Source organism: Tolypothrix sp. FACHB-123 (assembly GCF_014697075.1).
Taxonomy (GTDB): Bacteria; Cyanobacteriota; Cyanobacteriia; order Cyanobacteriales; family Nostocaceae; genus Aulosira.
In genome coordinates this window covers 153,899-177,575 of record NZ_JACJRE010000002.1, presented here as the reverse complement: position 1 = coordinate 177,575, position 23,677 = coordinate 153,899, and the positions used below count along the sequence as shown (strand labels likewise).

General features: G+C 41.2%; 21 protein-coding genes. 12 read left to right on the top strand and 9 right to left on the bottom strand.

The window, feature by feature from the left end:
• Positions 1-4: 4 nt before the first annotated feature.
• The gene (locus H6G41_RS02115) at positions 5-2,080 is read right to left on the bottom strand and encodes a thioredoxin domain-containing protein (RefSeq protein WP_190743155.1); all 2,076 of its coding nucleotides are present in this window, start codon (positions 2,078-2,080) and stop codon (positions 5-7) included.
• A gap of 216 nt (positions 2,081-2,296) precedes the next feature.
• Here H6G41_RS02115 and H6G41_RS02110 point away from each other — a divergent pair, with 216 nt between their 5' ends.
• Entirely contained in the window at positions 2,297-2,779 is a 483-nt protein-coding gene (locus tag H6G41_RS02110) for a hypothetical protein (protein ID WP_190743153.1), read from the top strand.
• A 167-nt stretch (positions 2,780-2,946) separates the two neighbouring features.
• Here the strand turns inward: H6G41_RS02110 and H6G41_RS02105 are convergent, their stop codons facing one another.
• The 3 genes from H6G41_RS02105 to H6G41_RS02095 form a co-directional block, all read right to left on the bottom strand.
• Positions 2,947-3,750 carry a DUF2993 domain-containing protein gene (locus H6G41_RS02105; RefSeq protein ID WP_190743151.1) on the bottom strand — a complete coding sequence of 268 codons (804 nt, stop codon included), beginning with the start codon at positions 3,748-3,750 and terminating at the stop codon, positions 2,947-2,949.
• 239 nt (positions 3,751-3,989) lie between these two features.
• Complete coding sequence (locus tag H6G41_RS02100; RefSeq protein WP_096644455.1) at positions 3,990-4,187, bottom strand: NblA/ycf18 family protein; 198 nt, start codon at positions 4,185-4,187, stop codon at positions 3,990-3,992.
• Positions 4,188-4,620: 433 nt separating this feature from the next.
• Positions 4,621-4,776, bottom strand: coding sequence for a hypothetical protein (locus H6G41_RS02095; protein ID WP_190743149.1), 156 nt, complete (start codon positions 4,774-4,776; stop codon positions 4,621-4,623).
• Between the two features lie 350 nt (positions 4,777-5,126).
• Here H6G41_RS02095 and H6G41_RS35620 point away from each other — a divergent pair, with 350 nt between their 5' ends.
• Positions 5,127-5,252, top strand: coding sequence for a hypothetical protein (locus H6G41_RS35620; RefSeq protein ID WP_277877995.1), 126 nt, complete (start codon positions 5,127-5,129; stop codon positions 5,250-5,252).
• Positions 5,233-5,838: an ATP-dependent Clp endopeptidase proteolytic subunit ClpP gene (clpP, locus tag H6G41_RS02090; RefSeq protein WP_190743148.1), complete on the top strand. Its 606-nt coding sequence runs from the start codon at positions 5,233-5,235 to the stop codon at positions 5,836-5,838. The genes H6G41_RS35620 and clpP overlap by 20 nt, the downstream gene beginning before the upstream one ends.
• 159 nt (positions 5,839-5,997) lie before the next feature.
• On the opposite strand, the gene H6G41_RS02085 is transcribed toward clpP, so the two are convergent.
• The gene (locus H6G41_RS02085; protein WP_190743147.1) at positions 5,998-6,927 is read right to left on the bottom strand and encodes a hypothetical protein; all 930 of its coding nucleotides are present in this window, start codon (positions 6,925-6,927) and stop codon (positions 5,998-6,000) included.
• A gap of 929 nt (positions 6,928-7,856) precedes the next feature.
• On the opposite strand from H6G41_RS02085, the gene H6G41_RS02080 reads away from it, so the two are divergent.
• The 3 genes from H6G41_RS02080 to H6G41_RS02070 all read left to right on the top strand — a co-directional run bounded on the left by H6G41_RS02080 (position 7,857) and on the right by H6G41_RS02070 (position 11,690).
• Positions 7,857-10,211: a ribonuclease R family protein gene (locus H6G41_RS02080; RefSeq protein ID WP_190743146.1), complete on the top strand. Its 2,355-nt coding sequence runs from the start codon at positions 7,857-7,859 to the stop codon at positions 10,209-10,211.
• A 16-nt stretch (positions 10,212-10,227) separates the two neighbouring features.
• Positions 10,228-10,848, top strand: a complete 621-nt coding sequence (locus H6G41_RS02075) for a flavin prenyltransferase UbiX (protein WP_190743145.1) — start codon at positions 10,228-10,230, stop codon at positions 10,846-10,848.
• A 158-nt stretch (positions 10,849-11,006) separates the two neighbouring features.
• On the top strand, positions 11,007-11,690 hold the full coding sequence (locus H6G41_RS02070) for a LapA family protein (RefSeq protein WP_190743144.1): 684 nt from the start codon (positions 11,007-11,009) through the stop codon (positions 11,688-11,690).
• A 90-nt stretch (positions 11,691-11,780) separates the two neighbouring features.
• On the opposite strand, the gene H6G41_RS02065 is transcribed toward H6G41_RS02070, so the two are convergent.
• On the bottom strand, positions 11,781-11,978 hold the full coding sequence (locus H6G41_RS02065) for a hypothetical protein (RefSeq protein ID WP_190743143.1): 198 nt from the start codon (positions 11,976-11,978) through the stop codon (positions 11,781-11,783).
• Positions 11,979-12,445: 467 nt separating this feature from the next.
• On the opposite strand from H6G41_RS02065, the gene H6G41_RS02060 reads away from it, so the two are divergent.
• Both H6G41_RS02060 and H6G41_RS02055 read left to right on the top strand, forming a co-directional pair.
• Positions 12,446-14,020 (top strand): NB-ARC domain-containing protein, encoded by a 1,575-nt coding sequence (locus tag H6G41_RS02060; protein ID WP_190743142.1) that lies wholly within the window; start codon positions 12,446-12,448, stop codon positions 14,018-14,020.
• Between the two features lie 132 nt (positions 14,021-14,152).
• Entirely contained in the window at positions 14,153-14,698 is a 546-nt protein-coding gene (locus H6G41_RS02055) for a shikimate kinase (RefSeq protein ID WP_190743141.1), read from the top strand.
• 18 nt (positions 14,699-14,716) lie between these two features.
• On the opposite strand, the gene H6G41_RS02050 is transcribed toward H6G41_RS02055, so the two are convergent.
• Positions 14,717-16,117 (bottom strand): ABC transporter substrate-binding protein, encoded by a 1,401-nt coding sequence (locus H6G41_RS02050; RefSeq protein WP_190743139.1) that lies wholly within the window; start codon positions 16,115-16,117, stop codon positions 14,717-14,719.
• Positions 16,118-16,400: 283 nt separating this feature from the next.
• Between H6G41_RS02050 and argB the strand changes: the two genes are divergently transcribed.
• The gene (gene argB / locus H6G41_RS02045) at positions 16,401-17,306 is read left to right on the top strand and encodes an acetylglutamate kinase (RefSeq protein ID WP_190743326.1); all 906 of its coding nucleotides are present in this window, start codon (positions 16,401-16,403) and stop codon (positions 17,304-17,306) included.
• 31 nt (positions 17,307-17,337) lie between these two features.
• On the opposite strand, the gene H6G41_RS02040 is transcribed toward argB, so the two are convergent.
• Positions 17,338-17,892 carry a YdcF family protein gene (locus H6G41_RS02040; protein ID WP_374939404.1) on the bottom strand — a complete coding sequence of 185 codons (555 nt, stop codon included), beginning with the start codon at positions 17,890-17,892 and terminating at the stop codon, positions 17,338-17,340.
• A 455-nt stretch (positions 17,893-18,347) separates the two neighbouring features.
• On the opposite strand from H6G41_RS02040, the gene ctpB reads away from it, so the two are divergent.
• The 3 genes from ctpB to H6G41_RS02025 all read left to right on the top strand — a co-directional run bounded on the left by ctpB (position 18,348) and on the right by H6G41_RS02025 (position 21,704).
• Positions 18,348-19,685: a carboxyl-terminal processing protease CtpB gene (ctpB, locus tag H6G41_RS02035; RefSeq protein WP_190743135.1), complete on the top strand. Its 1,338-nt coding sequence runs from the start codon at positions 18,348-18,350 to the stop codon at positions 19,683-19,685.
• Between the two features lie 133 nt (positions 19,686-19,818).
• A complete protein-coding gene (locus tag H6G41_RS02030) occupies positions 19,819-20,787 on the top strand; it encodes a glycosyltransferase family 2 protein (RefSeq protein ID WP_190743133.1) in 969 nt (322 codons plus the stop codon).
• Positions 20,788-21,008: 221 nt separating this feature from the next.
• Entirely contained in the window at positions 21,009-21,704 is a 696-nt protein-coding gene (locus tag H6G41_RS02025) for a response regulator transcription factor (protein ID WP_190743131.1), read from the top strand.
• Between the two features lie 698 nt (positions 21,705-22,402).
• Here the strand turns inward: H6G41_RS02025 and H6G41_RS02020 are convergent.
• The gene (locus H6G41_RS02020) at positions 22,403-22,684 is read right to left on the bottom strand and encodes an Npun_R1517 family heterocyst differentiation transcriptional regulator (RefSeq protein ID WP_190743129.1); all 282 of its coding nucleotides are present in this window, start codon (positions 22,682-22,684) and stop codon (positions 22,403-22,405) included.
• Between the last annotated feature and the right edge of the window lie 993 nt (positions 22,685-23,677).

The following is a 23,677-nucleotide window of genomic DNA, read 5'->3' as shown; positions in this document are numbered from 1 at the left end:
TCCCTCATCCTCTACTCTGGCTTTGCTGTACCTGTTGCCATAATTGTTCAACACTTTCTGCTGGTGCAAGGCATTTTAAACCTTGGCAAACTAAGCCTATGGTGTTTTCTGGTAAATTTGATACAGATGCAAATACTACAGTCGGCAAGTATTTAGGCATCAGTGACTTAATTTGTTCAGTATTACTACGAATAATGGTTGAGTTTTGATACCAGTCTAAAGCCGTAAATAAACTGGGACAGGCTTGTGGCGCACGAGCCATGACACTCTTAAAGGCTTTTAAACCTTGCTCAGCTAAGTTGAGATAATGCAGATTGTCGGTGAGTAGGGTGAGACGGACAAGATTAGCGATCGCAATTCCGTTGGCTGAGGGTGTAGCATTATCTACATAGCTGCGTTCGCGGACGATTAAATCTTGGCTAGCGTCAATTGCGGCATTATAGTAGCCACCTAATTCTACACTCCAAAGAAATTCGTTAAATTCATCTTGCAGCGCGATCGCTTTTTCTGACCACAATGAAGCTGAAGCTACATCTCCCATTCCCACAGCAGCTTGGTGTAAATCTAGCAGCGCCTTAATAAAAAAGGCGTAGTCTTCAGACTGGGCTGAAATATGGGGTTGTTTATCATAGTTGAGTCTGTGAAAACGCCCATCGACAAATTGATGCGCCAAAATAAAGTTTGCGGCTTTGGCTGCAAGTTCTAAGTATGATGGTTGTTGAAAGACAATAGCCGCCCTGGCTAAACCAGAAATCATCAAGCTATTCCAGGCGACAATCATCTTTGTATCTGTTACTGAAGGAATGCGCCCCGGCCAGTCATAAGTTTTTGCTTCTTGATTATCGCGTGCTGGAGAGAAAGTATCTAAAGATTCGGGTGTATTTCCGTAACGTTCAGCAAATAGCTTGCCTAGAATGATTTCTACACTTTCACTGAGTTGCCCAGCTTGTAGCCGTTGCAACACATTCTGTCCTTCAAAATTACCGCTAGGAGTGACAGTAAATTGCTTTTGTAATTCAACAAGTTCTTCATGTGCGAGTATTTGTGAGAGTTCGCTGTAACTCCAAACGTAAAAAGCTCCTTCTTCTGGTTCTGGGGCTGTGGGTTCAGAGAAACTATCAGCATCTTGGGCTGCATAGAAATAACCTTCAGGAGCAGTCATTTCTCTTTTGAGCCATTGTACAGTTTTAGCGATCGCTCTTTCAAAAGCTGGTTCTTGTACTCCCACACTCCATAAATTCGCCAAATACTCCACAATTTGACCGTTATCATAGAGCATCTTTTCAAAATGGGGTACTGTCCATGTTGGGTCAACAGTGTAACGGTGAAAACCACCACCCACATGATCGTAAATTCCACCCAAAGCTAAATCTAGCCCCCGCTGGGTAACAACTTGTGCGCCATCATAGCGCGGGGAAAAATTAAACCGATTTAAGCGCAATACCAATTCCCCATAGGGAATCATCGGGAAACTATTTCCCGATTGATTGGGTGTCAGTATTGCGGTGCAAGTTTCCCAAGCTTTACGCAATAATTCATGTTCTGCAACATCAGCAGCTGTACCATCTTTTAATACAGCCGAAGTCAGTAATGCTTCCACCATTGCAGCTTTGCGTTGCTGCAAATCATCTTTTTCTGTATCGTAATAACGTCGCAGCGCTTGCAGCACTTGTAAAAACCCAGGACGACCGTAACGCGGCTCCAATGGGAAATAAGTACCAGCGTAAAACGGGACTAAATCGTCTGGAGAAAGAAACACATTTAATGGCCATCCCCCCTGACCGCTCATCATTTGCAAAGCTTGCATGTAGATGCTATCGATATCTGGTCTTTCTTCCCTATCTACTTTGATGGGTAAGAAATTAGCATTCATGTACTCAGCAATAGTTAGGTCAGAAAAAGCTTCCCCTTCCATGACAGTACACCAGTGACAACTAGAGTAGCCAATAGAAAGAAAGATAGGGAGATTTTTCTCCTTTGCAGTTGCTAGTGCTTCGTCACCCCAAGGCCACCAATCAATAGGGTTTTCAGCGTGTTTACGGAGATAGAGACTCTTAGCTTCAACAAGACGGTTAGTCATGATCGGATGGGAGTTAGTTGCTTTCTTTGCCCAGTCTATCGTTCCCCAGCCTGAGTGAAGCAGTCAATTTTAACTTACAAAAACCTGATGCATCGGACACTTATACAAAGCAGCCATAGACTGAATATTGAGAAAAGTTGCATTTTTTATTAATAAACTATCCAAATAAAGTATAAAATTAATTTAACAAAATAATTAAATTAATTATTTTATTTTATGAATAGCCAGGAATCGAAACCAATTCAAAACGAAGACCAGCCAGATTACAAAGCCTTGTTGACTAATGCAAAGCAGGCTTTAAAAATTCAATACCAGAAGTCAGCAGCTTTAACATCACAATTGGAAGCTATCAAAAATCAGTTAGAGCAAGTTCAAGCCGAAAACAAAATTCTTAGAGAAAGCACCTATGAAGATGCAATTCAACACTTTGAGGCGCGCACCCAAGCAGCAGAACTAAGAGCGCTCAAAACCGAAGTGCGCCAAAATTTCCTCGAAGCAAATGGTTGTCAGGATGACGATAGCTTCGATACTCTCTGGGAAACTATTAAAAATCAAATTCAAATCCAAGATGGTGAGGTGAAAATCATTTCTAAAAATGGAACCCCTAAATTCACCTTCACAGGTAAATTATTGAGCTTGAAGGATTTTATTCAATCTCTCAAAGAAAATCCCACCTCTAGAAAATTTTTCTTGGATTAGCAACGCTATGGGGAAGTCAAAACGCAAAAGAATTAATTGTATTTCGGCCTTTACACCATGTTGCGCTAGTACTTTGCCACATTAATCATGATGGAGAAATTGTTTCATAGTAAAGACTTCAGTCCTTATCTTTAGCCAAATCTGTACTAACTACCTAACCATAGAAATTAATGTGGTGAACTACTACTAGGAATACGTTCAATTTGTGCGTAGCCAGTGAAAATTAATTGTTTACCTTGAGTTTCTAATCGATTGATTCGCATAGTAATGCCATCAAGATCAAAGCGATCCAAATCGACCATCTGATCCAAAATTTCGGCTAATACAGCGCTCAAAGTTTGAGAAATTTTCCGTTGAGATTCTGGTACAGTATCTGCTTCAAACTTTGGGTTACAGAACACAAGGCGGCGTCGCCGTTCAATGGTTATGGTTGCACTTAAGCTAATCGGCACAATTTCACCGTTACTGAGATCAGCTTGAGCGAAAATCCGTACCCCATTATTGGGTAACAATTGGAACTGGATAGTTTCAAAAGAAACGAACTCACCACCAAGTATGTCACTTAAAGCAGGCAGAGAAAGATTTTGTAGCCGCGTTTTTACTAGTTCTGCCTGAAAAGCTTGGTTAATCCCAGTTTCTGATAAAGTAATTTGAGCAATAGCTTGGGTGGGTTGTTTGAGAGTCAGTTTTCCGCTCAAAACATTGCTGAAATCAATTACTACAGCATCTGTCTGAAAAGATAACTCTTCAGCTCGGAAATCTCCACGAATAACTAGTCCACGCCCATTCATTTTGAAACTATCGATGCTGCCTTGAAAAAGTTTACTCGAAGGATGACATTGGACAAAGACTTCTACTGACTCGCTTTGAGTAAATAAGTAGCGAATTGTTTTGCTAGCAACAGTGTTAAGTAAACGCTCTCCCCAATCACCCTCAGTAGGATTAGGTAAACTTGTTAGACTTTTGAACATAGAGATTGCCTCCGTAAAACTTCTTTGGCTTAATTATCAATGCCTCTGAGCTAGTTGAAGACATACTCTAGGAGTCACGCTAGCAAGCTTCTACCTCATTTTATATTCTTGTGAAGAATACACTTAGGTGGGCAATTCCCCAGCATATCAGGGTTTTGGTGGGAATTGCCTAAAGTTCAACTTCAAGTCTAGGCAATTTTTCAAAAGTCAAACCAGATTCCTATATTTGCTTTCTAGCTTTAGCCAGAGAATGCACCTGAGTCTATTTCCCACTCCTGCTTCAACAATTCCTTGTAAGTTGTTTCCTGAATCAACATCTGCTCATACAGCTTGAGCAAAAATTCCTGGGCTTGTTCAAGAGACATATATTGCACTTGGTTAGCAAAGCTTCTCAGGCTAAATTCTTGTTCTAAAGATAATTTAATGGGCTGATTCATTTTTGGCTCCTATGCCCAAATTGGGCGACAACTAGAGGTTTAATGCTGACTAATATTCGTCTGCCTAATTAACTCGCTGATGTCGGTAAGTCATACACTCATTTAGGTATTGGGCATTCGCTTTTTTAGTGGTTTACCACATGAGGGTGACAGTTTTGTGTAGTTATATTAACTACTATAACAAAATATTTACAAAATGGAGTCTGCTGAGATACACACCTAAGCAAAGAAACATTATTGTGATTTGGCTTGCAGATTGGGATTTTTCCCATTAATGAATAGTCAATAAAAACGAGTTGCCCCTTTAACAACATCAAGCATGAGCAAGATTAGTTAAAGGGGCTAGTTAATGCAGCCATAGTATTGAATTTAGGTCAATAAACCACAAATGTAGCGAAAACAAAACCCATACTTGTTAATTCACAGCATTGTTTTACCGCATAGAAGCGAACAGCGAACTAATAATTGTGGCTGGTGTTTCTGGCAAAGACACTGTAGCCTTTGTCTGAACTGTGGTATTTGGGTTAAGTCCTACTATTAAGTGAAGTAAGAAAGTGATAATGGCGGCTTGCACCAGTTTTTCTGGCATGGCAGGTCTCCTTCTCGGTGGACAGCGTTTTTACATTGACTAGCTACTCTAACTACACCCTGTACTATTGCATTACCGGAAATTGGTAAATCTTCCGGATAATTGCCCATAGCAATCTTGAAGAAATGTTTAAAAAGTTACCAGTACCTGACAAAAAAGCACTAACTAGTTGGATGGATTGATAACTTTAGTCAGCACACTACAAAGGTTTTGCAGCACACTCAGAAACATCAGAGTTAGTGACCACGATTTGCGGATATTGATTAAGACACAGACTACGGATAAAAAGTGCCCGGAGTCTGTGGGGGAAAAAGAAGACAAGGGGTAGGGGGACAGAGGAGATATTATTCTTGCCCAATGCCCCATGCCCAATCCCCATGCCCAATGCCCCATGCCCAATGCCCAATACCCAAAAACAAACGGTAAAATGGATTGAAATAGCTACAAGCAGGCTGCATGATTCCTATAGTCATTGAACAATCGGGTCGCGGCGAACGCGCCTTTGATATCTACTCACGGCTGTTGCGTGAGCGGATTATCTTTTTAGGACAACAGGTTGATAACTCCATAGCGAACTTGATTGTTGCCCAACTACTATTTTTAGATGCTGAAGACCCGGAGAAAGATATTTATTTATACATCAATTCTCCCGGTGGTTCGGTGACAGCTGGTATGGGCATTTTTGACACTATGAAGCATATCCGCCCAGATGTCTGTACCATTTGTACCGGATTAGCTGCCAGCATGGGTGCTTTTCTCCTCAGCGCTGGTACTAAAGGTAAGCGGATGAGTCTACCCCATTCTCGGATTATGATTCACCAACCTCTAGGTGGTGCGCAAGGACAAGCTACTGATATTGAAATTCAGGCGCGGGAAATTTTGTATCATAAGCGGCGGCTAAATGACTATTTAGCTGAACATACAGGCCAACCCCTGGAACGTATTGCAGAAGATACTGAACGCGATTTTTTCATGTCGCCGGAAGAAGCCAGAGACTATGGCTTAATTGACCAAGTAATTGACCGTCATTCTGCTGGTAGCCGTCCGATAGCTGTGGTTTAGTTATTGGTCATTGGTCAATAGTCAATGGTCAATGGTCAATGGTCATCTAAACCATTTGATTAAACCCCGTTTAACACTCCTGACTAATGAGGAAAGTTGAACGGGGTTTTTGGTGAGGACAACTGACAACTGACAACTGACAACTGACTAATTAATTAATTAAAATCCTGCTATGGGATCTGGCTGAGATTGTAGGTATTGAAGAAAGGTATATAACTCATCTTCGGTAAGTAAAGTCCGCCCACGCTTACCGTACGTTTTAATTAAATACTCCCTTCCTTGTTCTGGTGTCCAGCCTAAACGCTGTAGTTCGACATCTGTTTTGGCTATGACATCAGATAAATCTACAGGTTCACTCTTCTTTTTTCTCTTACCTGCTGTTGTTGGTGTAGCAACATCTTCTGATGAACTATGGTTACGGGGTGTAAAGGGGGTGACATTACTAGGAGTCATCCCGGATAATGGTTGATTTTCAGAATTTTTTCCAAAAATACTGCCTAAGTTATCACTAGGCGCATCAACTTGGCTGGAAATTTCACTGAAAATTTCACTGGAAATTTCATTAGTTGTAGAGAAGTTGTGATTTAATTCCTGACTATCAGTAAGGATTTTACTAGTGGTAGCTGTATTATTTGCGAATAATTCGCGATCGCTTTTTCCAGAATCGCTTTTTCCAGAATTACCTTTTACAGTATCACTCTTTACAGTATCAGCAGTCATGCTTTGTCCCGCAAAGGATGGCACAGCAGTTTCTTGACTGCTGACAAAATCCCGTTCCTTGATTGGTGAATAAGCTCTTTCATGAAATCCACCTGTAAAACTAGCAGGTTTAGCCTGTACCTGTGCTGGAAGTTGGGGAGAAGATTTCACAGTTTCCTGGGGGGCGTTTTCCATTCCCAAAACCATCAGCGCCCTAATTCTCGCTTGGTCTTCTGCTACTTCTACTGTTTCTGCTGCGGCTAAACCAGTGGCGCGAGTAACACCATCAATTTGCACGCTAGCACGAACTATATATTTTCCTTGAAAAATTTGCACTAACTCAGAAATAAGACTACCTTTGGGATACAAGCTCTGGAACTGAGCCAACATAATACTGCCACCAATTTTAAGTCTGTTGAATAAAAGGGGTTGATACTAACTATGTATAAAAGCTAGTACCGCTGCCGAGTAAGTCAAAAGTCAAAAGAATTGTATTCTTTTGCGCTCTTGACTTTGTCAAATGATATGTTGATTTCCGGCATGACGTATTACAAAATCAAATTTTCTCCAGTCTCAACTTTCATAGCAGCTTGGCTGGAGTCGAAACTGTAACCACACGCTAACTTTGCTATACGCTCATGGATCAAAGTAATTTTCGCTCCTCACTCCTGTGTCCCGATTGTAGCAGTAGCTCTTTTGCAAGAACATTTTTGGCTACTAATCGCTAAATCTGAGTAGGAGCGCTGGCAATGCTATACTAATTACCCAATTCGATATGCAGAACTATTTCTTGGAAGTGCGCTCTAAATCTACAATAATGAAGATAAGGTTCGCCCTCACTGCCCGTTAAGCTGCTTACCTAATTGTTACCGATTCTACATATGGGAAAGTTAGGTCGATCGGCAGTTTCTCCTAGTAAAAATCAGAGTCTAATGGCGTAAAAGTACCTTGAGTCTAGACAATTAAACACCTGTTCCCCTGTATAACGTTTTTGAGTCGCATGGATATTTCTACCAACCCAGCATCTCAAAACTAGTCGCGTAATTACCTTGTGGGGCAAAATCTTATCAGGCGTGCTTTGTCGGTTGGACTGGATAAAGGAACTCAAACGCGAGCGAACTCTGATATTGTCGTGCAGTGAGAAGTTTGTAGACGCTGCTGCGAATTTTCGCCAGTTGAGTCGGCAAAATCCCTTGGAACTTCAGAATCCCTGCTTGAGGGTATTTAGTTTCTAGCTAGAGTCTGTAGTCCGTGAGGGTATACAGAAAACAACCAGATTAAAAGAAAAATGATGTTTTGACCAAAGGTCGGTTCACTGCATGGAATTTTCAATCGCTACACTCCTTGCCAATTTCACCGATGATAAATTGGTAGCTCGTAAGGTTTTGGAAAAAAAACTTGGCTGCGAAGATGAACTTAGTTTACAAAAACTTCACATTGCCTTGGAGATTTTAGAGAAAATCGGCATTCTTGTGAAAGAACGGGGTAAATATCGCCGGGTGATGGAAGAAGGCTTAATCGAAGCTAAACTCCGTTGTTCTAGTAAGGGATTCTGCTTTGCTATTCAAGATGTCGAAGGTGCTGAAGATATTTACATCCGGGAAAGCCATCTGAGTAATGCTTGGAATGGCGATCGCGTTTTGGTCAGAGTCCTCAAAGAAGGTAGTCGCCGTCGTTCCCCAGAAGGCGAAGTCAAGCTGATTCTCGAACGCTCTAATCACACTTTACTCGCGCGGATTAAGCAAGTAGAAAGCGGCTTCCGTGCGGTTCCTCTTGACGATCGCCTGTTGTTTGAACTCAAATTGCAAACCAACGGGATGAAGTTAGAAGAAGCTCTCGATCACCTGGCCCATGTGGAAGTCTTAAGGTATCCCTTAGCACAATATCCCCCAGTTGGTAGAGTCGTGCAAATCCTGGGTAGCGACGCTGAAGCCGCTGCTGATATAGATTTAGTCACCTGTAAGCACGATTTAGGTCGTAATTTCACAGATGCAGTTCTGGAAGCAGCTACCAAGTTGCCAAAAAGACTACTGAAAGCAGACCTGAAAAATCGCCTGGATTTACGCAATTTATTTACATTCACCATTACTGGGGTCAACGGTGACCCGAAATTGGTAGAAAATGCCTTTAGTTTGGAAAAAACTGCCAATGGCTATTGGCGTTTGGGATTTCATATCACCGATGTTTCTCACTTTGTCCAGCCAGATGAAGCCTTAGATCGGGAAGCACTCAAACGCGGTAGATCGGTGTATTTGGGAGAATTAGTATTACCGATGTTCCCAGAAACAGTAGCCGATCGCTGTTCTTTGGTTGCGGGAAGCGATCGCCTAGCTTTATCATTCTTAATTACCATCGATCCCAAATCAGGCGAAATTGAAGAGTGGGAAATTCAACCCAGCATCATTAACGTCGATAACACCCTTACTAAACAACAAGCCCAAGCCATCCTGTCTGGCGAACCTCACAAGCAATCGGAACAGGTTGTGCAAACCTTGCAAAACTTGGAAGGATTACGGAAAATCCTGAAACAGGTGCGTTTAGATCGTGGTAGCTTACAGTTAAATTTGCCACCTAGTCACAATCCCTACTACGATGAGGGCATTCTCGGTGCTGTAGTAGTCAATGATTTACCAGTCCATTCCCTCTTAACAGAGTTAGTACTGTTAGTAAATCAACTCATCGCTAGCCATTTCAGCGCTTTGGGAGTCCCCGCCATTTGGCGAGTTCAAGGTACACCCGACGCCGAAGATGTCCAAGAAATGCTGAAATTGGCAATTAACTTAGGTGTAGAACTCGCACTAGAACCAGAAGTAGATATCCAACCCCTAGATTATCAACATTTAACCAGGGCTTTTGTCGAATCTGCTTCCGAGCAAGTGCTGACTTATTTATTACAAGATACACTTAAGCCTGCGAGTTACAGCACCACCAAAGCAACACACTTTGGGCTGGCTTTACCGGAATATGTCCACTTTACAGCCCCCTTACGGCGGTATCCGGATTTACTCTTGCAGCGCGTATATTACACATTACTCGAACACGGACGCGATCGCCGCAATACCCGTGTTAAAGAACGTGTCAACCTGCGCCATTCTTCTTCCCACATCGAAATTAACTGGAACGTCCTACCCCCAGAATTGCAACAGGAACTGCAAAGCGATTTAACGCGGGTAATTATCCAAATTAACGATCGGGAAAAAGAAGTTCAAGAAGCCGAAGCCGATTTAGCCGGACTGCAAAAAGCCCAACTGATGAAACAACGCATCGGCCAAGTGTTTCAAGGCGTAATTACTGGCGTTCAATCCTACGGCTTCTTTGTAGAAATTGAAGTTCCCGCAGCGGAAGCTGAAGCCAGCAGCCATCTCGGTTTACCCTTGCGCGTTGAAGGACTAGTACATGTCAGTTCTCTCAAAGATGACTGGTATGAATACCGTGCTAGACAACAAGCTTTATTTGGTCGGAAAAATCGTGCTTCCTACAGATTAGGCGATCGCGTTTCTGTCCAGGTCAAGAGTGTTGATTATTACCGTCAGCAAATTGACCTTGTCACCGTAGGTAGTGATGGTGTCGCTAAAGGCTTGGATCTCAACAGCCAGAATGACGATTTATCAGATATTTATCTCTCATCCCATCTCGATCCAGCCGATCTAGAACCTTACGAGGAGGATGAGTAAATCAACTAGTACTAAAGTGTCTAATAACACATACCCTTTGATTCTCGGCGTATCAGGTGCATCTGGCTTGATTTACGCCGTTCGTGCTCTGAAATACCTGCTAGCAGCAGATTATCAAATTGAACTAGTTGCTTCCAAATCAGCCTATATGGTTTGGCAAGCCGAGCAGGATATCCGAATGCCATCAGAAGCTGCTGCTCAAGAGCAATTTTGGCGCGAACAAGCAGGAGTCAGCAATTCTGGTAAACTACATTGCCATCCTTGGAGCGATGTTGGTGCGGGGATTGCTAGCGGCTCCTTCCGTACTTTGGGCATGATTGTGATGCCATGCAGCATGAGTACCGTTGCTAAATTAGCAGTTGGCTTAAGTTCAGATTTACTCGAACGAGCCGCAGATGTACAAATCAAAGAAGGTCGCAAATTGGTGATTGTTCCGCGAGAAACTCCTTTTAGCTTGATTCACTTGCGTAACTTAACTGTTTTAGCTGAAACTGGTGTCAGAGTTGTGCCGGCAATTCCTGCTTGGTATCACAAACCTCAAAGTGTTGAGGATTTAGTTGATTTTGTAGTCGCTCGTGCTTTAGACCAACTCGATATTGATTGCATTCCCATTCAACGATGGCAAGGTCACCGTTAAAGTAGGAAGTAGGAAGCATGAAGTCTGAAGTATGAAGTCTGAAGTATGAAGTATAAAATTTAAGCCTACCTTGCTGGTATGCCAAGGACGAGCATCCTTTAACCTTCATCTTTAGCCTTTATCCTTCATTCTTTATCTTTTATTTTTTAATCATTTCTATGAGTGTAATTCGCTTAATTCTGTTGGTGGTGATATTAGGAGGGCTAACGCTTTTGTTAACCCAAAATTGGTCGCCTGTCATATCGTTAGTATTTTTAGGTATGCGGACTCAACCATTACCACTGGCGATGTGGATGTTACTTGCTACTACCGCAGGTGCTTTAACATCTTTATTGATTATGAGTTTGATAAAAGTATCAACTTATTTTGTTCCAGAACAACGCCAAACTCGCTATAAATCAACAACAAGACCGCGTAATAAAACAACTTATCAACAACAACCAACTCCTGAGCCACCACCAGATAATCAAACAGAAAATCGTTCCAACGATACATTTGATGATTGGGACACAAATAATCAAGATGATGACTGGAACTTTGATGAAAATCCCCAAGCAACCTCAGCACCTAAACAGCCAACTTCAGAGTTTTCCGAGCCTAAAACCTATGAGCGTCAACAAGAACCTAAAAGTTCTTCTCAATCTGGTTCTGTTTACTCCTACAACTACCGCGAGCCAAAAAACACAGCCGTCGGCAAAACTGAATCAGTTTATGATGCTGATTACCGAGTAATTATACCCCCCTATCAACCTCCAGCTACCAATGAAGCTAACGATGATGAGGATGATTGGAGCTTTTTTGATGACAACGAAGACTTTGATGATGAAAAACCTCGTCGCTAAAGCTAGGGGCTAGGGACTAGGGACTAGAGACTAGAAAAAAATAAATAACAACTGACAATTGACAACTGACAACTGACGACTGACAACTAACTAATACTTAATTCCACAACGCTCCCGAGACTCCTGCCTGACATTACCATTCATTGCAGCTTCTTGCAAACTCATAAAAGCGTTGAAATCTTCTAAATCATACCTGGTAGTTAATAGCTGTCTTAATTGATTTTCTGCCTCTACGGTTAAATAGCCACTTGCTAAAGCTTTTTTTACAACATCACGAATTCGAGTCATGGTCGGCACCTCATACATACCACATTTATTTATCTGGACTGATTCCGGTGAAATTTTCAGTAGTTTCTTTAACTAAATTGTCAAAGTGGTAAATCTTTTTTGGACAATTGTAGTTAATAAATGAGTGATAGTTTACACCTTATATCTACCAGATTAGGGAACAAAAGCTTACAAGAACTGAATCTTACATCGCCTGTATTGTATTAGTAGAAACACAGTATTGTGTAAACCGAAAATCGTTCCAGAAAAGAGAGTCTTCGCTATTGAGATTGACCGAATTTGTTCACTTAAAGTTTCAAACAATTTTTATTAAATTTCAATTAAGCCCAAGATAACCAAGTGGCAAGCCCTTAGTCACCTAACGCAAGTTATTAAATTCGTTAGAATTTCATTGTTAATTTACTCTTCTTTGATAGAAGAATCGTTAATATATTGCCTAAGTGACTTTAATTACATTAATAACGCTAATGGCAGCAGATGATTCTTATCGCCTAGAAGAAGACTTTATAGAAGCTAAAAATAGTTGGGAATTAGAAAAATTATACGTGGATTTGGCATCAGCCAAGGGCAAAGCTCTCACACCAGTGGAAAAAAAATTTCTGAGGGGTTTACTTTGTGGTTGTAGCCCAGCGGAAATTGCCAAGGTAGTATATCAAAGTGGCAGTAGCAGTACTGTGAGAGTATATCTATCAAATGGACTATATAAATATATAGAGGAAATGCTGAGTAATCAAGTAGGAGACTCAGTAAAAGTAAAAACTTGGAGCCGAGTCACTCAGTTGCTAGAAAAGGCTGGTTATAAAAAGGGTTGGTTTCATTTACAACCAGTAATTAATCCTATTATTGTCAACAAAGACATGGAGTTAGATTTACTTTCTCATAAATCAATACTCAACAATGGAAATGAATTAATTCATACCAATATATTTCACGGACGGAGACAAGAACTAGCTCAAGTTCAAGAATGGATTCTACAAGAACGCTGCCGGTTAGTGGTAATCTTGGGCATGGCGGGTATTGGCAAAACTGCTTTTTCAGTTAAGCTAACAGCAGAAATTCAACCGCAGTTTGAACATGTTATTTGGCGATCGCTTAGGTTTGCACCACCGCTAGAGGTATTCTTAGATCAACTGATTCAACAGCTATCACCACCAACTTCCCCTACAACTCTTCCTGGAATAATAGACAACAAAATTGCGCAACTGATTGATTGTTTGCGTTCTCGTCGCTGTTTGCTTGTCTTAGATCGGCTGGATTCGATTTTAGCCGATAGCGATCGCCATCAGACAATCAACACACCAATGAGCAACCAAATCTCCTATCGTCAAGGATATGAGGGTTACGGTGAGTTAATCAGCTACATCGGAGATTTAGAACATCAAAGTTGTGTAGTCTTAACGAGTCGTGAAAAAACTCAGGAACTAGCTGCTTTAGAAGGAATACAATTACCAGTCCGTTGCTTAAAATTAAATGGTTTAAATCAGCAAGAAAGCATTTTTCTGCTTAAAAATAAAGGTTTACTCCATAAATCTTCACAATCAGATTACCAAATACTAATTGAGCAATATGCAGGTAATCCGTTATTTCTCAAATTAATTGCTACAACAATTCAAGAATTATTTGCTGGAAATATAGCTGAGTTTATTGCCCTAGAAACTAGAATTTTTGGAGATATTAGGACAACTATTGAGCAGCAGTTTCAGCGGCTATCTCATGTCGAAAAACAGTTATTGTACTGGCTATCGCTCCAACCTAATTGTCAGTCAATCAAAGAGTTGGAGAAAAATCTCCTCTTACCAGGATTATCGCCCCTAATGTCTCAAAGATTAATCTTGGAGGCTATGGAATTCTTACAAAGACGTTCTCTTCTTGACAGACAAGCATCTGGTTTTTCGCTGAGTCCAGTGTTGCGAGAGTATATCCTGGAAAGATTAACCGAAGAAAATGCACAACTGCATCAAGATAAAAATAGCCATTTATTGCTCAGTAATCCTATGTTTGCAGCACACTTAAAACAGTATCTTAAAGATGAGAATCGTTAGGTTGAAATTTAATTATTAACTACCGTAAAGATAATTAAGGAAACCCCAATCCGAAAAATCCACATGTCTTATTGTTTTTTCAGTTGGTATAATGACTGAGAAATATTAAAGTCAGGGAGAGAATGGTAGTTAGTGAGTAGCTTATTGCAAGGGGTAAACCTATATTTAATTGGGATGATGGGTAGTGGTAAGACTACAGTAGGGCACTTACTAGCCAAGCATCTAGGTTATGGATTTGTCGATACTGATGATGTTATTGTCCAAGCAGCAGGAAAATCTATCAATCAGCTGTTTGCTGAATCAGGAGAAGCAGCGTTTCGGGAATTGGAAAGTGATGTGCTAGCACAGGTTTGTGCTTTTACAAAATTGACTATAGCTACAGGTGGCGGTATTGTCATGCGCCAAGAAAACTGGAGTTACCTGCATCATGGTTTAATTGTCTGGCTAGATGCGCCAGTAGAACTACTCTATAGTCGATTGCAAGAGGATACCACAAGACCATTATTAAAAGATGTCGATCCTTTAGGCAAATTGCGATCGCTTCTCGAACAAAGACAACCGCTATATTCCCAAGCAGATTTGCAAATCACCATCAGCGCCGAAGAAACACCAGAAGACATTGCGACAAGAGTAATAGCAGCTATACCTAGCGTTTTGAAAAAGACTGTCTCCCATTAAAACTGATAACGATCGGCACTAAAATGGCACAAAGTCGTATCCAGTAGCAGATTTACTACTAGGTTGCACCTTAACTAATATAGCTGTGCCACTGCGATCGCCTGAAGGCAGAAATTGAATTTTACCTGTAGCACCATTGGCAGTAAAACTAGAACTATGCAGCACTTGTTGTAAGCCATCACGGGTACTAGCTTGTTGTAAACCTTTAGCGATCGCTATAGTCGCGTCATAAGCTGTAGCTGTTCGCCAATTCACAGTTCCACCCCAAAGTTTTACCGCATTCTGTGGAAAAGGATTGCTTTGAATTGCTGTAGGATGCCAAGGTACAGGTAACACCATACCGTTAACATCTGCTTTTCCTACCTGTAACGTTTGAAATGTGTAAAGTGTAGGACTAGCAAATAAGGTTAATTTGCCATTATTTGCAGCTGCTAAATCTAAAGCTTTGTTAATTTTATCTACATTGGGCGCTAAAACTAAACCATTTGCACCACTGCTAATAAACTGGGAAATCAATGTATTTGGCTCAAAATTTGCACTAGCAAGATCGCAAGTTGTAGAATTAACCTTTCCACCGCCAGCTACTATCTCCTTGATGAACTCATCCCTAAAAGATTGGGTATCAATGGATTTGGAATCAGTACAAATAACAATATTAGTTTTCCGCGCCGTTTTAATAGTGTAACTAGCAAGGCGTTGAGCAAATGAGCCATTACTAGGAACAGTACGAAATATATAACTACCAATCCCAGAGAGATTTTGCGCCGTACTGCTAGGAGATATCGTCACTAACCCTCCCTGCTGATAAATTGGCGCTGCGGCGATAGAAGTATTACTAGAATTATGTCCAACTACAGCTAAAATACTGCTATCTTTGACAAATTGTGTAGCCACCTGTTGCGCTTGGGTGGGATCGTTATCATCATTAGCGATCGCAATCTGTAACAGTTTACCATCGATGCCACCACCACGATTCATCTCATCTTGGGCTTGCGCCACACCCCGCAAAATCTCTTTAGCGACATCTAAGTTACCGCCAATAGGAACGCTAACAGCAATTTTCAGGGATTTGCTATTTTGCCCTTGCAAGTTATTGAAATAAATTAAAGATTCTGGATCGTTACGTTTTTTCAATAAAGATGCTTTTAATTTAGTAGTAGCGGTGACAAAATCACCTTGAGCAAAAGCCTGTACTCCTGCTTCTTTATCAGGGCTAGTATCAGCAGTTACTAAAATTTTCTCGCCTATACTGACCCTGGCTGATGTAGCACTAGAAGGCGATGGCGGGTTTTCACCTGATAGTACAGAATTTAAATTATCACCAGAAACTTTACTCCACAACCAAAAGCTAAAACCTAGCACCGCAGTAGTCAAAAGCAGAGATAAAATCAGTAGCTTGGTTTCTTTTTGAGAATTCATATATTAATTAATACATTAAAATTCAGAATTAACACATACTCTGCCGATCGCACTAATCGCAGTAACTCAATAACAGATTACCGCGTAGACGTGTAAAGCCTGCGGCTTGCCGTCAGACATCGCCTAATTCCATTTGCAATCCCTAACTCAAAAATCAAGATTTAGGACAATACAGATAAATAACAATGCCCCATGCCTAATTCCCATTTTCCCATTAGAGATTGTTACCCGTTACAAAGTCTTCTACACTGACTTGATAGGTGTTAAGTCTTAAAAGCTCCTCATCATGGTCAACGATACTGAGTACATCAGGCAAACCGAAGCCACCCGTGTACAAGTGCTAAGTGAAGCGCTGCCTTACATTCAACAATTTACTGGGCGCACTGTTGTGGTGAAATATGGCGGCGCAGCCATGAAAGATAGCACCCTCAAAGATAAAGTTATCCGCGATATTGTCTTTTTATCCTGCGTCGGCTTACGTCCCATTCTCGTTCACGGAGGCGGCCCAGAAATTAACAGTTGGCTAGATAAACTGGGAATTGAAGCTCAATTTAAAAATGGTCTGCGCGTCACCGATGCTCCCACAATGGATGTGGTAGAAATGGTGTTAGTCGGTCGAGTCAATAAAGAAATTGTCGAACTGATTAACCAAGCTGGCGGTTTAGCAGTAGGACTCTGTGGTAAAGATGGTAATCTAATTACAGCCCGTCCCCAAGGTCAAGAAGGTATCGGCTTTGTTGGGGAAGTCAGCAATGTTAATATCAAAATTTTGGAAACATTAGCTAGTAACGGCTATATTCCCGTCGTTTCCAGTGTCGCCGCCGACGAAACAGGACAAGCCTACAACATTAACGCAGATACTGTAGCCGGGGAAATAGCCGCAGCCCTTGGTGCCGAAAAATTAATTTTATTAACTGATACCAGAGGTATTTTAAAAGATTACAAAGATCCGTCAACCTTGATACCAAAAGTTGATATTCCTGAAGCCCGTGAGTTGATTAACTCCGGTGTAGTTAGCGGTGGGATGATTCCCAAAGTCAATTGTTGTGTGCGATCACTTGCTCAAGGAGTCAAAGCCGCACATATTATTGATGGTCGCATTCCCCACGCCTTACTTTTAGAAATTTTCACCGATGTTGGTATTGGCACAATGATTCTTGGGTCTCAGTCGCAGTTTATTGGGAAATAGTCAGTAGCTTAGTTGTCAGTTGTCTCCCTCCCTACTTCCTCACATTCCCCTGGTATTCACACTTAAAACCGCGATGTTCCCAAGCTTGCATATCCAATTCTGTAAGCCTTTTTACCTGCGTGCATCGCGGTTGAATAATTGTGCTGAAACCTGCCCATAATAAACTACGTGTCATATCTAACCCCGTTTTTAGCCAAAACTCCCGATTACCAGGAATACCTCGCTCCTGAATAATATCTGGCTCTACCCAAATACCATTAGCTCCCAAAAGAATTTGTGCCATCCATTGAGCACGCGGTAAATGTGTTGGTGAAGTAATTAGTTTTACCTTATGTGTTCCCCAACGTCGCAAAATGGGAATACTATAGTAGAAATTTTCCCAAGTAGAATTTGCACAGTTTTCTAACCAGGTATTTTGTAACTCAGTATTTTCTTCATGGAAAATTAACCACACACAAGGTTCTGGTGACCCATGAGAGATTAATATAGGAATATCAGGGTATTTTTTAGCTTCTTTTGCTACGTATATTTCTCTTTGAATACTTCCTCCAAGCACAAACAGAGCATCTACTGGTTGGGAAGACACGGAAACTAAGGTTATAGTAGTACAGATCAGCCAAAAGCCAAGGATCAGGCACAGACCACAGAAAATATTTTGTATCCTGCACCACAATTCCCTCGGTTTTTTTCTCAGGGAATTTGTGGAATTAATGGAACCATTACGTTTCATTACACAATTAAGAAAAGCTTAGTGAGTCGGTGTTTAAAATACCAGCAACTAAGTTAGCAAAGTGCTATCTTATAAAGATAATCGAGGAAGTAAAGTTGACACATAAAAAAGTGTCATCACATCTCTCGATGCTCGTCCCGGAGAAAGCTAGCAAACAGAGAAATGATAATTAAAAGTAAAGCTGTATTTTTAGGATCATTTCTATTTGAAATAATCACAAAGTAAAGCTTAACTTGAGTATGAAAACTTAAAAAAATCTGGAAATCCTGATTGCTAAACTGTCAACAACACAATTATTCCAGCTGATATACATGAACCAATCTGCGAAACGTTACTCACCGCTCCAAGTAGCCTTGATTGGTGGAGCGATCGCCACGACAGCCACCGTATCCGTATTTGGCCCTGCTTGGACTCGCTGCGTTCGTGCTGCTCTACAAGATAGTCCGAAAGCAATAGTAGACCAAGTATGGCAATTGGTGAATCGTGAATACGTTGATGGAAAATTTAATCAACAAGATTGGCAAGCTACTAGACAAAGCCTTTTAAGCAAAAACTATGCTTCTCGGGAAGAAGCTTATGTCGCTATTCGTGAAGCTTTAAAAATATTGGGCGATCCATATACTCGGTTTATGGATCCCAAGCAGTATGAAGCTTTAACCAGCCAAACCTCAGGGGAAGTCTCTGGGATTGGTATTCGCATGGAATTAAACGAAAAAACTAAGCGGCTGACAGTTGTAGAAGCTATCGAAAATTCTCCAGCCCTAAAAGCTGGAATTAAAGCAGGCGATGAAATTTTAGCTATTAATGGCAAGTCCACCCAGCAAATGAAAGTGGACGATGCTTCCAAATTGATTCGCGGGAAAGCTGGTACAATTCTAACTTTGCGCTTGGGACGCCCAGGACAAAGTGCTTTCGATTTGAAGCTCACTCGCGCCACAATTGAAGTACCAACTGTGCGTTATACCGTGAAACAAGAAGGTAATCGCCGGGTTGGCTATATCCGCTTACGCGAGTTTAGTTCCCACGCCGCAGACCAAATGCGTCGCGCCATCCGCGATTTGAACACCAAGCAAGTTAATGCTTATGTATTAGATTTACGTGGTAATCCTGGCGGTTTATTGCAAGCCAGCATTGAAATTGCTCGGATGTGGCTAGATCAAGGTGGTATTGTCCGTACAGTAGACCGCGTAGGTGGAACTGAAGATACCAAAGCTAATCGTACTGCTTTAACCAATCTCCCCCTCGCTATCTTGGTAGATGGAAATTCAGCTAGTGCTAGCGAAATTCTTACAGGCGCACTCAAGGATAATAAACGGGCTGTAGTTGTTGGTAGTCAAACCTTTGGTAAAGCTTTAGTGCAGTCTGTGCATGAACTATCTGATGGTTCCGGTTTAGCAGTCACCATCGCTCACTATTACACTCCCAAAGGAACAGATATTAACCATACAGGTATTACACCAGATATCAAATTAGATTTGACAGAAGCACAAGAACGTCAGTTAGCATCTAACCCAGATTTAATTGGTACTCAAAACGACCCGCAATATGCACGAGCAATTAGTGCATTATCTAATACTAACTTCGCTCAACCTCCAGTCAATCAAACAACTGGAGCCATGAGTAGCAGTGCTAGAGACTTGAAATTTTAGCTACTAGTGTCAGTTCGTAGTCAAGACTGTAGTTTTAGTTATTCCAGCAAACTTTGTACTGATTACGAACTCAGCAAAATTTATGGTGGATTGGGAATACTAGCTAGTAATCCCATCACCTAAATTTTTATTTATGCAGAATTCCTCAGTTGATGCAACCACCGCCCACAGCTTTTTGCCTAAGGTGTCGGTGGTTGTACCTATTTATAACGGTGAGGCTGATTTACCTGATTTAATCTCTTGTTTTTTATCTCAAACTTATCCGCAAGAGCAGGTAGAGTATTTGCTGGTAGATAATAACAGTAGCGATCGCACTTTAAATTTACTCAAAAATACTGCGGAACTTAGCCCCCTAGCTATTTATCCTTTAAGTGCAAATCAAATTCAAAGCTCTTATGCAGCCCGTAATACTGGTATTAGAGCCGCTAAAGGTGAAATCATCGCCTTTACTGATGCAGATTGTCGTCCGCAACCACATTGGCTAGAATCATTAATTCAACCTTTTAATCAACCTGATATAGCAATTGTTGTAGGCGAAATTACTGCATTACCAGGTAAAACTATTTTAGAAAAATACGCAGACTATCAAGAAACTCTTTCCCAAAAGCACACCCTTGCCCATCCCTTCTGTCCCTACGGTCAAACTGCTAATTTAGCCATTCGCCGCATCGCTTTTGCAAAAGTAGGGTTATTTCGTCCCTATTTAACTACTGGGGGTGATGCAGACATTTGTTGGCGAATTTTCCAGGATAAAATTGGGCAGTTAAAGTTTGTCCCCAATGCCATAGTTCAACATCGTCACCGCACCACACTGGGAGAACTTAAAAGCCAATGGCGGCGCTATGGACGTTCAAATCGCTACCTACACGAACTCTATGGTGTGCAGCTAATGTCAGGATTTAAATATAAAGATTACGGCTATTGCTTAGGACGCTGGTTAGTAAAAGAAATACCGACAAATACATTAAAAGCGATCGCAGGCAAAGCTAGCTTGGTAGACTTTCTTAGTACTCCCATAGGATTATTTACAGCCAAAGCGCGTTACTCTGGGCAAACTGAAGCCCAACTTCCAGAAAATGCCAAAATTATTGATTGGTTATAGAAATTGGCGATGGGGCATTGGGCATTGGGCATTGGGAAATTCCTTAATTTTAAATTTTGAATTTTGAATTGTTTCCCCCTGCTCCCTACCCTCCTGCCTACGCAGCAATGGGATATTTTTTTAGTTGGAAGTCCCTTATCCCTTGTCCCCTAATTTACTTTCCTTTCAAAGCTTGCCAACTTTCGCTAAATTGGAAAAATGTATATTCAAGGAAATTTTCAATGTCAGCACAACTGTTATTGGTAGATGATGAACCGGGATTGCGGGAAGCTGTAAAAGATTATTTGCAAGAAAGCGGTTTCAGCGTTCAAGTCGCCAGTAACGCCCGTGAAGGTTGGGAGTTGATGCAGCAGAATACACCTGATTTGGTGATTTCTGACATCATGATGCCGCAGGTGGATGGTTATCAGTTTTTGAAACAACTACGGGAAGATCCGCGTTTTCAAGCCCTGCCTGTAGTATTTTTAACTGCTAAGGGAATGACGGGCGATCGCATCCAAGGTTATCAAGCTGGTGTTGATGCTTATTTACCAAAACCCTTCGATCCAGATGAATTAATTGCCATCGTAGAAAATTTACTAACTCGACGTATGGCTAAGCCTCAAGCTACAGGTGAAGAAAACGAGACACCTGATATTGCTGAATTAGCAAATCAGATTGCCCAAATTAAAGCATTGTTAACCCAAAGGAACGCTATTTCTCAATCACCAGCGCCTTTTAAAATTGACCTCACTCCCAGAGAACAAAGTGTTTTAAATTTGGTAGCTGAAGGATTAATGAATAAAGAAATTGCCCGACGCCTAGATACTAGCGTCAGGAACGTTGAAAAATACGTTAGTCGTTTATTTAGTAAAACTGGTACAAACAGCCGTACAGAGTTAGTCCGTTTTGCCTTAGAACATGGGCTAGCAAAATAGGGGATGCAGTGACGCACAGGGAAATGAAAAAGCCCAATGACGGCAGTTGCTACCGCTACGCTCACGCCAGTTCCTTTATGCCGACGGCAGTCCGCACAACGGGGGAAACCCCGCAAGCGTCTGCCTAGGAAAGCCGTCCACCGGACTGGCTTACGGCTTTGCTTCTACAAGCTGCCCAATGACGGCAGCTGCTACAACGGGGGTAACCACCAAGGGCGCACTGCCTTGCCCATGCTCAACAATGTAATAAGGGCGGAATGCAACTTCAAGCTCGCAAAATACCAGATGAAATAATTGCGAGCACAAGCGATCGCTCAAAATAGAGCTATAAATTCAGCAGAATGGAAAATTTTTCGAGTATATCAGATACGCGATCGCTTGCTAGTATTTCGCCAACTTGAAGTAACACCCTGATTAAACCTATTCCTCAGCAATATATTTTTGAAAAAACTCTAACCCGCCCTAATGAGGAATAAATAAATGCATTAGTAGGCACCCAACTATTTCCGTAGTGCAAAGGGTGAGGGCTACTGTGAGGCTTTCTTCGGCTTTTTGGAGAATAAAATCTGCTCCAAGCCTTAGTTTTAAATTACACAAGCCAACTCAATCAATGTTTAGAGCTGATGACAAATTTATCACAAATTCACCATTTAACGCTCAATTCACAGCTTGCCACTACTGATAATTAATAGAAACAATTATTGAGTATTGTCAGCAAAATTACGTAAACGCATTAATTGGCGGCGCATTTGCGGTGAAGCTTTAAACTCAGATATTTCCTGAGCTTTCACCGATGCTTGTAGGGTCTCTAAAAAGTCATCAGAGCCTTCGGTCAAAGCATCTAACAATACCTGCAACAGCTGTTCGCGATCGCCCAATAAACTTTTTTCCTCAATTAAACGGAATTTGAGATGGATTTCGCACTCATAAACACCTACTTCAATATTATTTATCTGGCGTGGTAAGGCTTTGGAGTTCATAGATTTCAGGATTCCTTTACTTGGTGGTCATGCGGTTTAGGAGTTAATCTCCAGCAAAAATTCTTTAATTCTTCATATTTTCTTTTGAATCCAAAGTGTTTGAATTAAGAATTACTCTTTATTCATCACATTTGTATTCCATTTCACTCTCCTTTAGTTTTTTCCATTCAGACTTCATTTTGCTTAGGCGGCAATTTTTTTGTACCAGCGGTGGCACAAGGTAAGCCATAACTATTATTCAGTTTTTAAGATTCTATACAATAAAGTTTCTGTAAGAAGTTGTTCGAGCTTTTTAAAGGTTTTTACATCAACTTTATCTTAACGTCAACAACAGTTTGTGATTTTACTGAAAAATTAGTGTTTTTACTTACGTGTTATCACTAAATTTTTGCTTTTTGATGAAAGCTAGAGGTAGTTGTACCATAACTACGTAAATTTACTAGATGTACATTGATTTCATCCTAAGATTTAGAAGTTGTTAAGCATCAAAGTAATTAAAGGTTTGTTTGTCTTCTGAACCAGAATTATAAACATTGAAACACGCTCATGATAGCCCATGACAAAATTGCGGCATCAATCAAGTCGCAGGTGGAAGTCATAGACTAGTTATTCATAATTGAATTTGTCCACCAAAGCAAATTTCCCCAAGTTTACAGATGCATTTTACTCTTGGGAATAGGCCTTGTCTTGAAAATCAGGTAGCAGGGGTAAGATTTTTATGCCCTTGTTGTGGATGCGTAGACGCGGTAGAGGAGCGGAGCGAGGCTTCTCGGAGAGTACGGCTTGTCGTCACAAGGGATATTCCCAGATTGCAGTGGTGTGCCTCCTGGCGCTTTTTGGCGGTAGTGCGCCCCCATTAGGGTAACCGCTTAGCTAACTGCGCTACAAAAAGCTCGAGGCTTGTGAAATTAGCTCTATCCCTTTGATCTGTTTGCCCTAACTACCCTACCCTGATGCTTAATAAACTCTGACGAGTGCAAACAGCTTGACAGT

What these genes read in the sequence shown, in the direction of transcription:
- H6G41_RS02070 (WP_190743144.1), top strand. Translation starts at nt 11,007, where the DNA reads ATGAGTGTAATTCGCTTAATTCTGTTGGTGGTGATATTAGGAGGGCTA.
- H6G41_RS02060 (WP_190743142.1), top strand. Translation starts at nt 12,446, where the DNA reads ATGGCAGCAGATGATTCTTATCGCCTAGAAGAAGACTTTATAGAAGCT.
- H6G41_RS02100 (WP_096644455.1), bottom strand. Translation starts at nt 4,187, where the DNA reads ATGAATCAGCCCATTAAATTATCTTTAGAACAAGAATTTAGCCTGAGA.
- H6G41_RS02110 (WP_190743153.1), top strand. Translation starts at nt 2,297, where the DNA reads ATGAATAGCCAGGAATCGAAACCAATTCAAAACGAAGACCAGCCAGAT.
- H6G41_RS02020 (WP_190743129.1), bottom strand. Translation starts at nt 22,684, where the DNA reads ATGAACTCCAAAGCCTTACCACGCCAGATAAATAATATTGAAGTAGGT.
- H6G41_RS02080 (WP_190743146.1), top strand. Translation starts at nt 7,857, where the DNA reads ATGGAATTTTCAATCGCTACACTCCTTGCCAATTTCACCGATGATAAA.
- H6G41_RS02115 (WP_190743155.1), bottom strand. Translation starts at nt 2,080, where the DNA reads ATGACTAACCGTCTTGTTGAAGCTAAGAGTCTCTATCTCCGTAAACAC.
- clpP (WP_190743148.1), top strand. Translation starts at nt 5,233, where the DNA reads ATGATTCCTATAGTCATTGAACAATCGGGTCGCGGCGAACGCGCCTTT.
- ctpB (WP_190743135.1), top strand. Translation starts at nt 18,348, where the DNA reads ATGAACCAATCTGCGAAACGTTACTCACCGCTCCAAGTAGCCTTGATT.
- H6G41_RS02105 (WP_190743151.1), bottom strand. Translation starts at nt 3,750, where the DNA reads ATGTTCAAAAGTCTAACAAGTTTACCTAATCCTACTGAGGGTGATTGG.
- H6G41_RS02085 (WP_190743147.1), bottom strand. Translation starts at nt 6,927, where the DNA reads ATGTTGGCTCAGTTCCAGAGCTTGTATCCCAAAGGTAGTCTTATTTCT.
- H6G41_RS02065 (WP_190743143.1), bottom strand. Translation starts at nt 11,978, where the DNA reads ATGACTCGAATTCGTGATGTTGTAAAAAAAGCTTTAGCAAGTGGCTAT.
- H6G41_RS02025 (WP_190743131.1), top strand. Translation starts at nt 21,009, where the DNA reads ATGTCAGCACAACTGTTATTGGTAGATGATGAACCGGGATTGCGGGAA.
- H6G41_RS02050 (WP_190743139.1), bottom strand. Translation starts at nt 16,117, where the DNA reads ATGAATTCTCAAAAAGAAACCAAGCTACTGATTTTATCTCTGCTTTTG.
- H6G41_RS02030 (WP_190743133.1), top strand. Translation starts at nt 19,819, where the DNA reads ATGCAGAATTCCTCAGTTGATGCAACCACCGCCCACAGCTTTTTGCCT.
- H6G41_RS02095 (WP_190743149.1), bottom strand. Translation starts at nt 4,776, where the DNA reads ATGCCAGAAAAACTGGTGCAAGCCGCCATTATCACTTTCTTACTTCAC.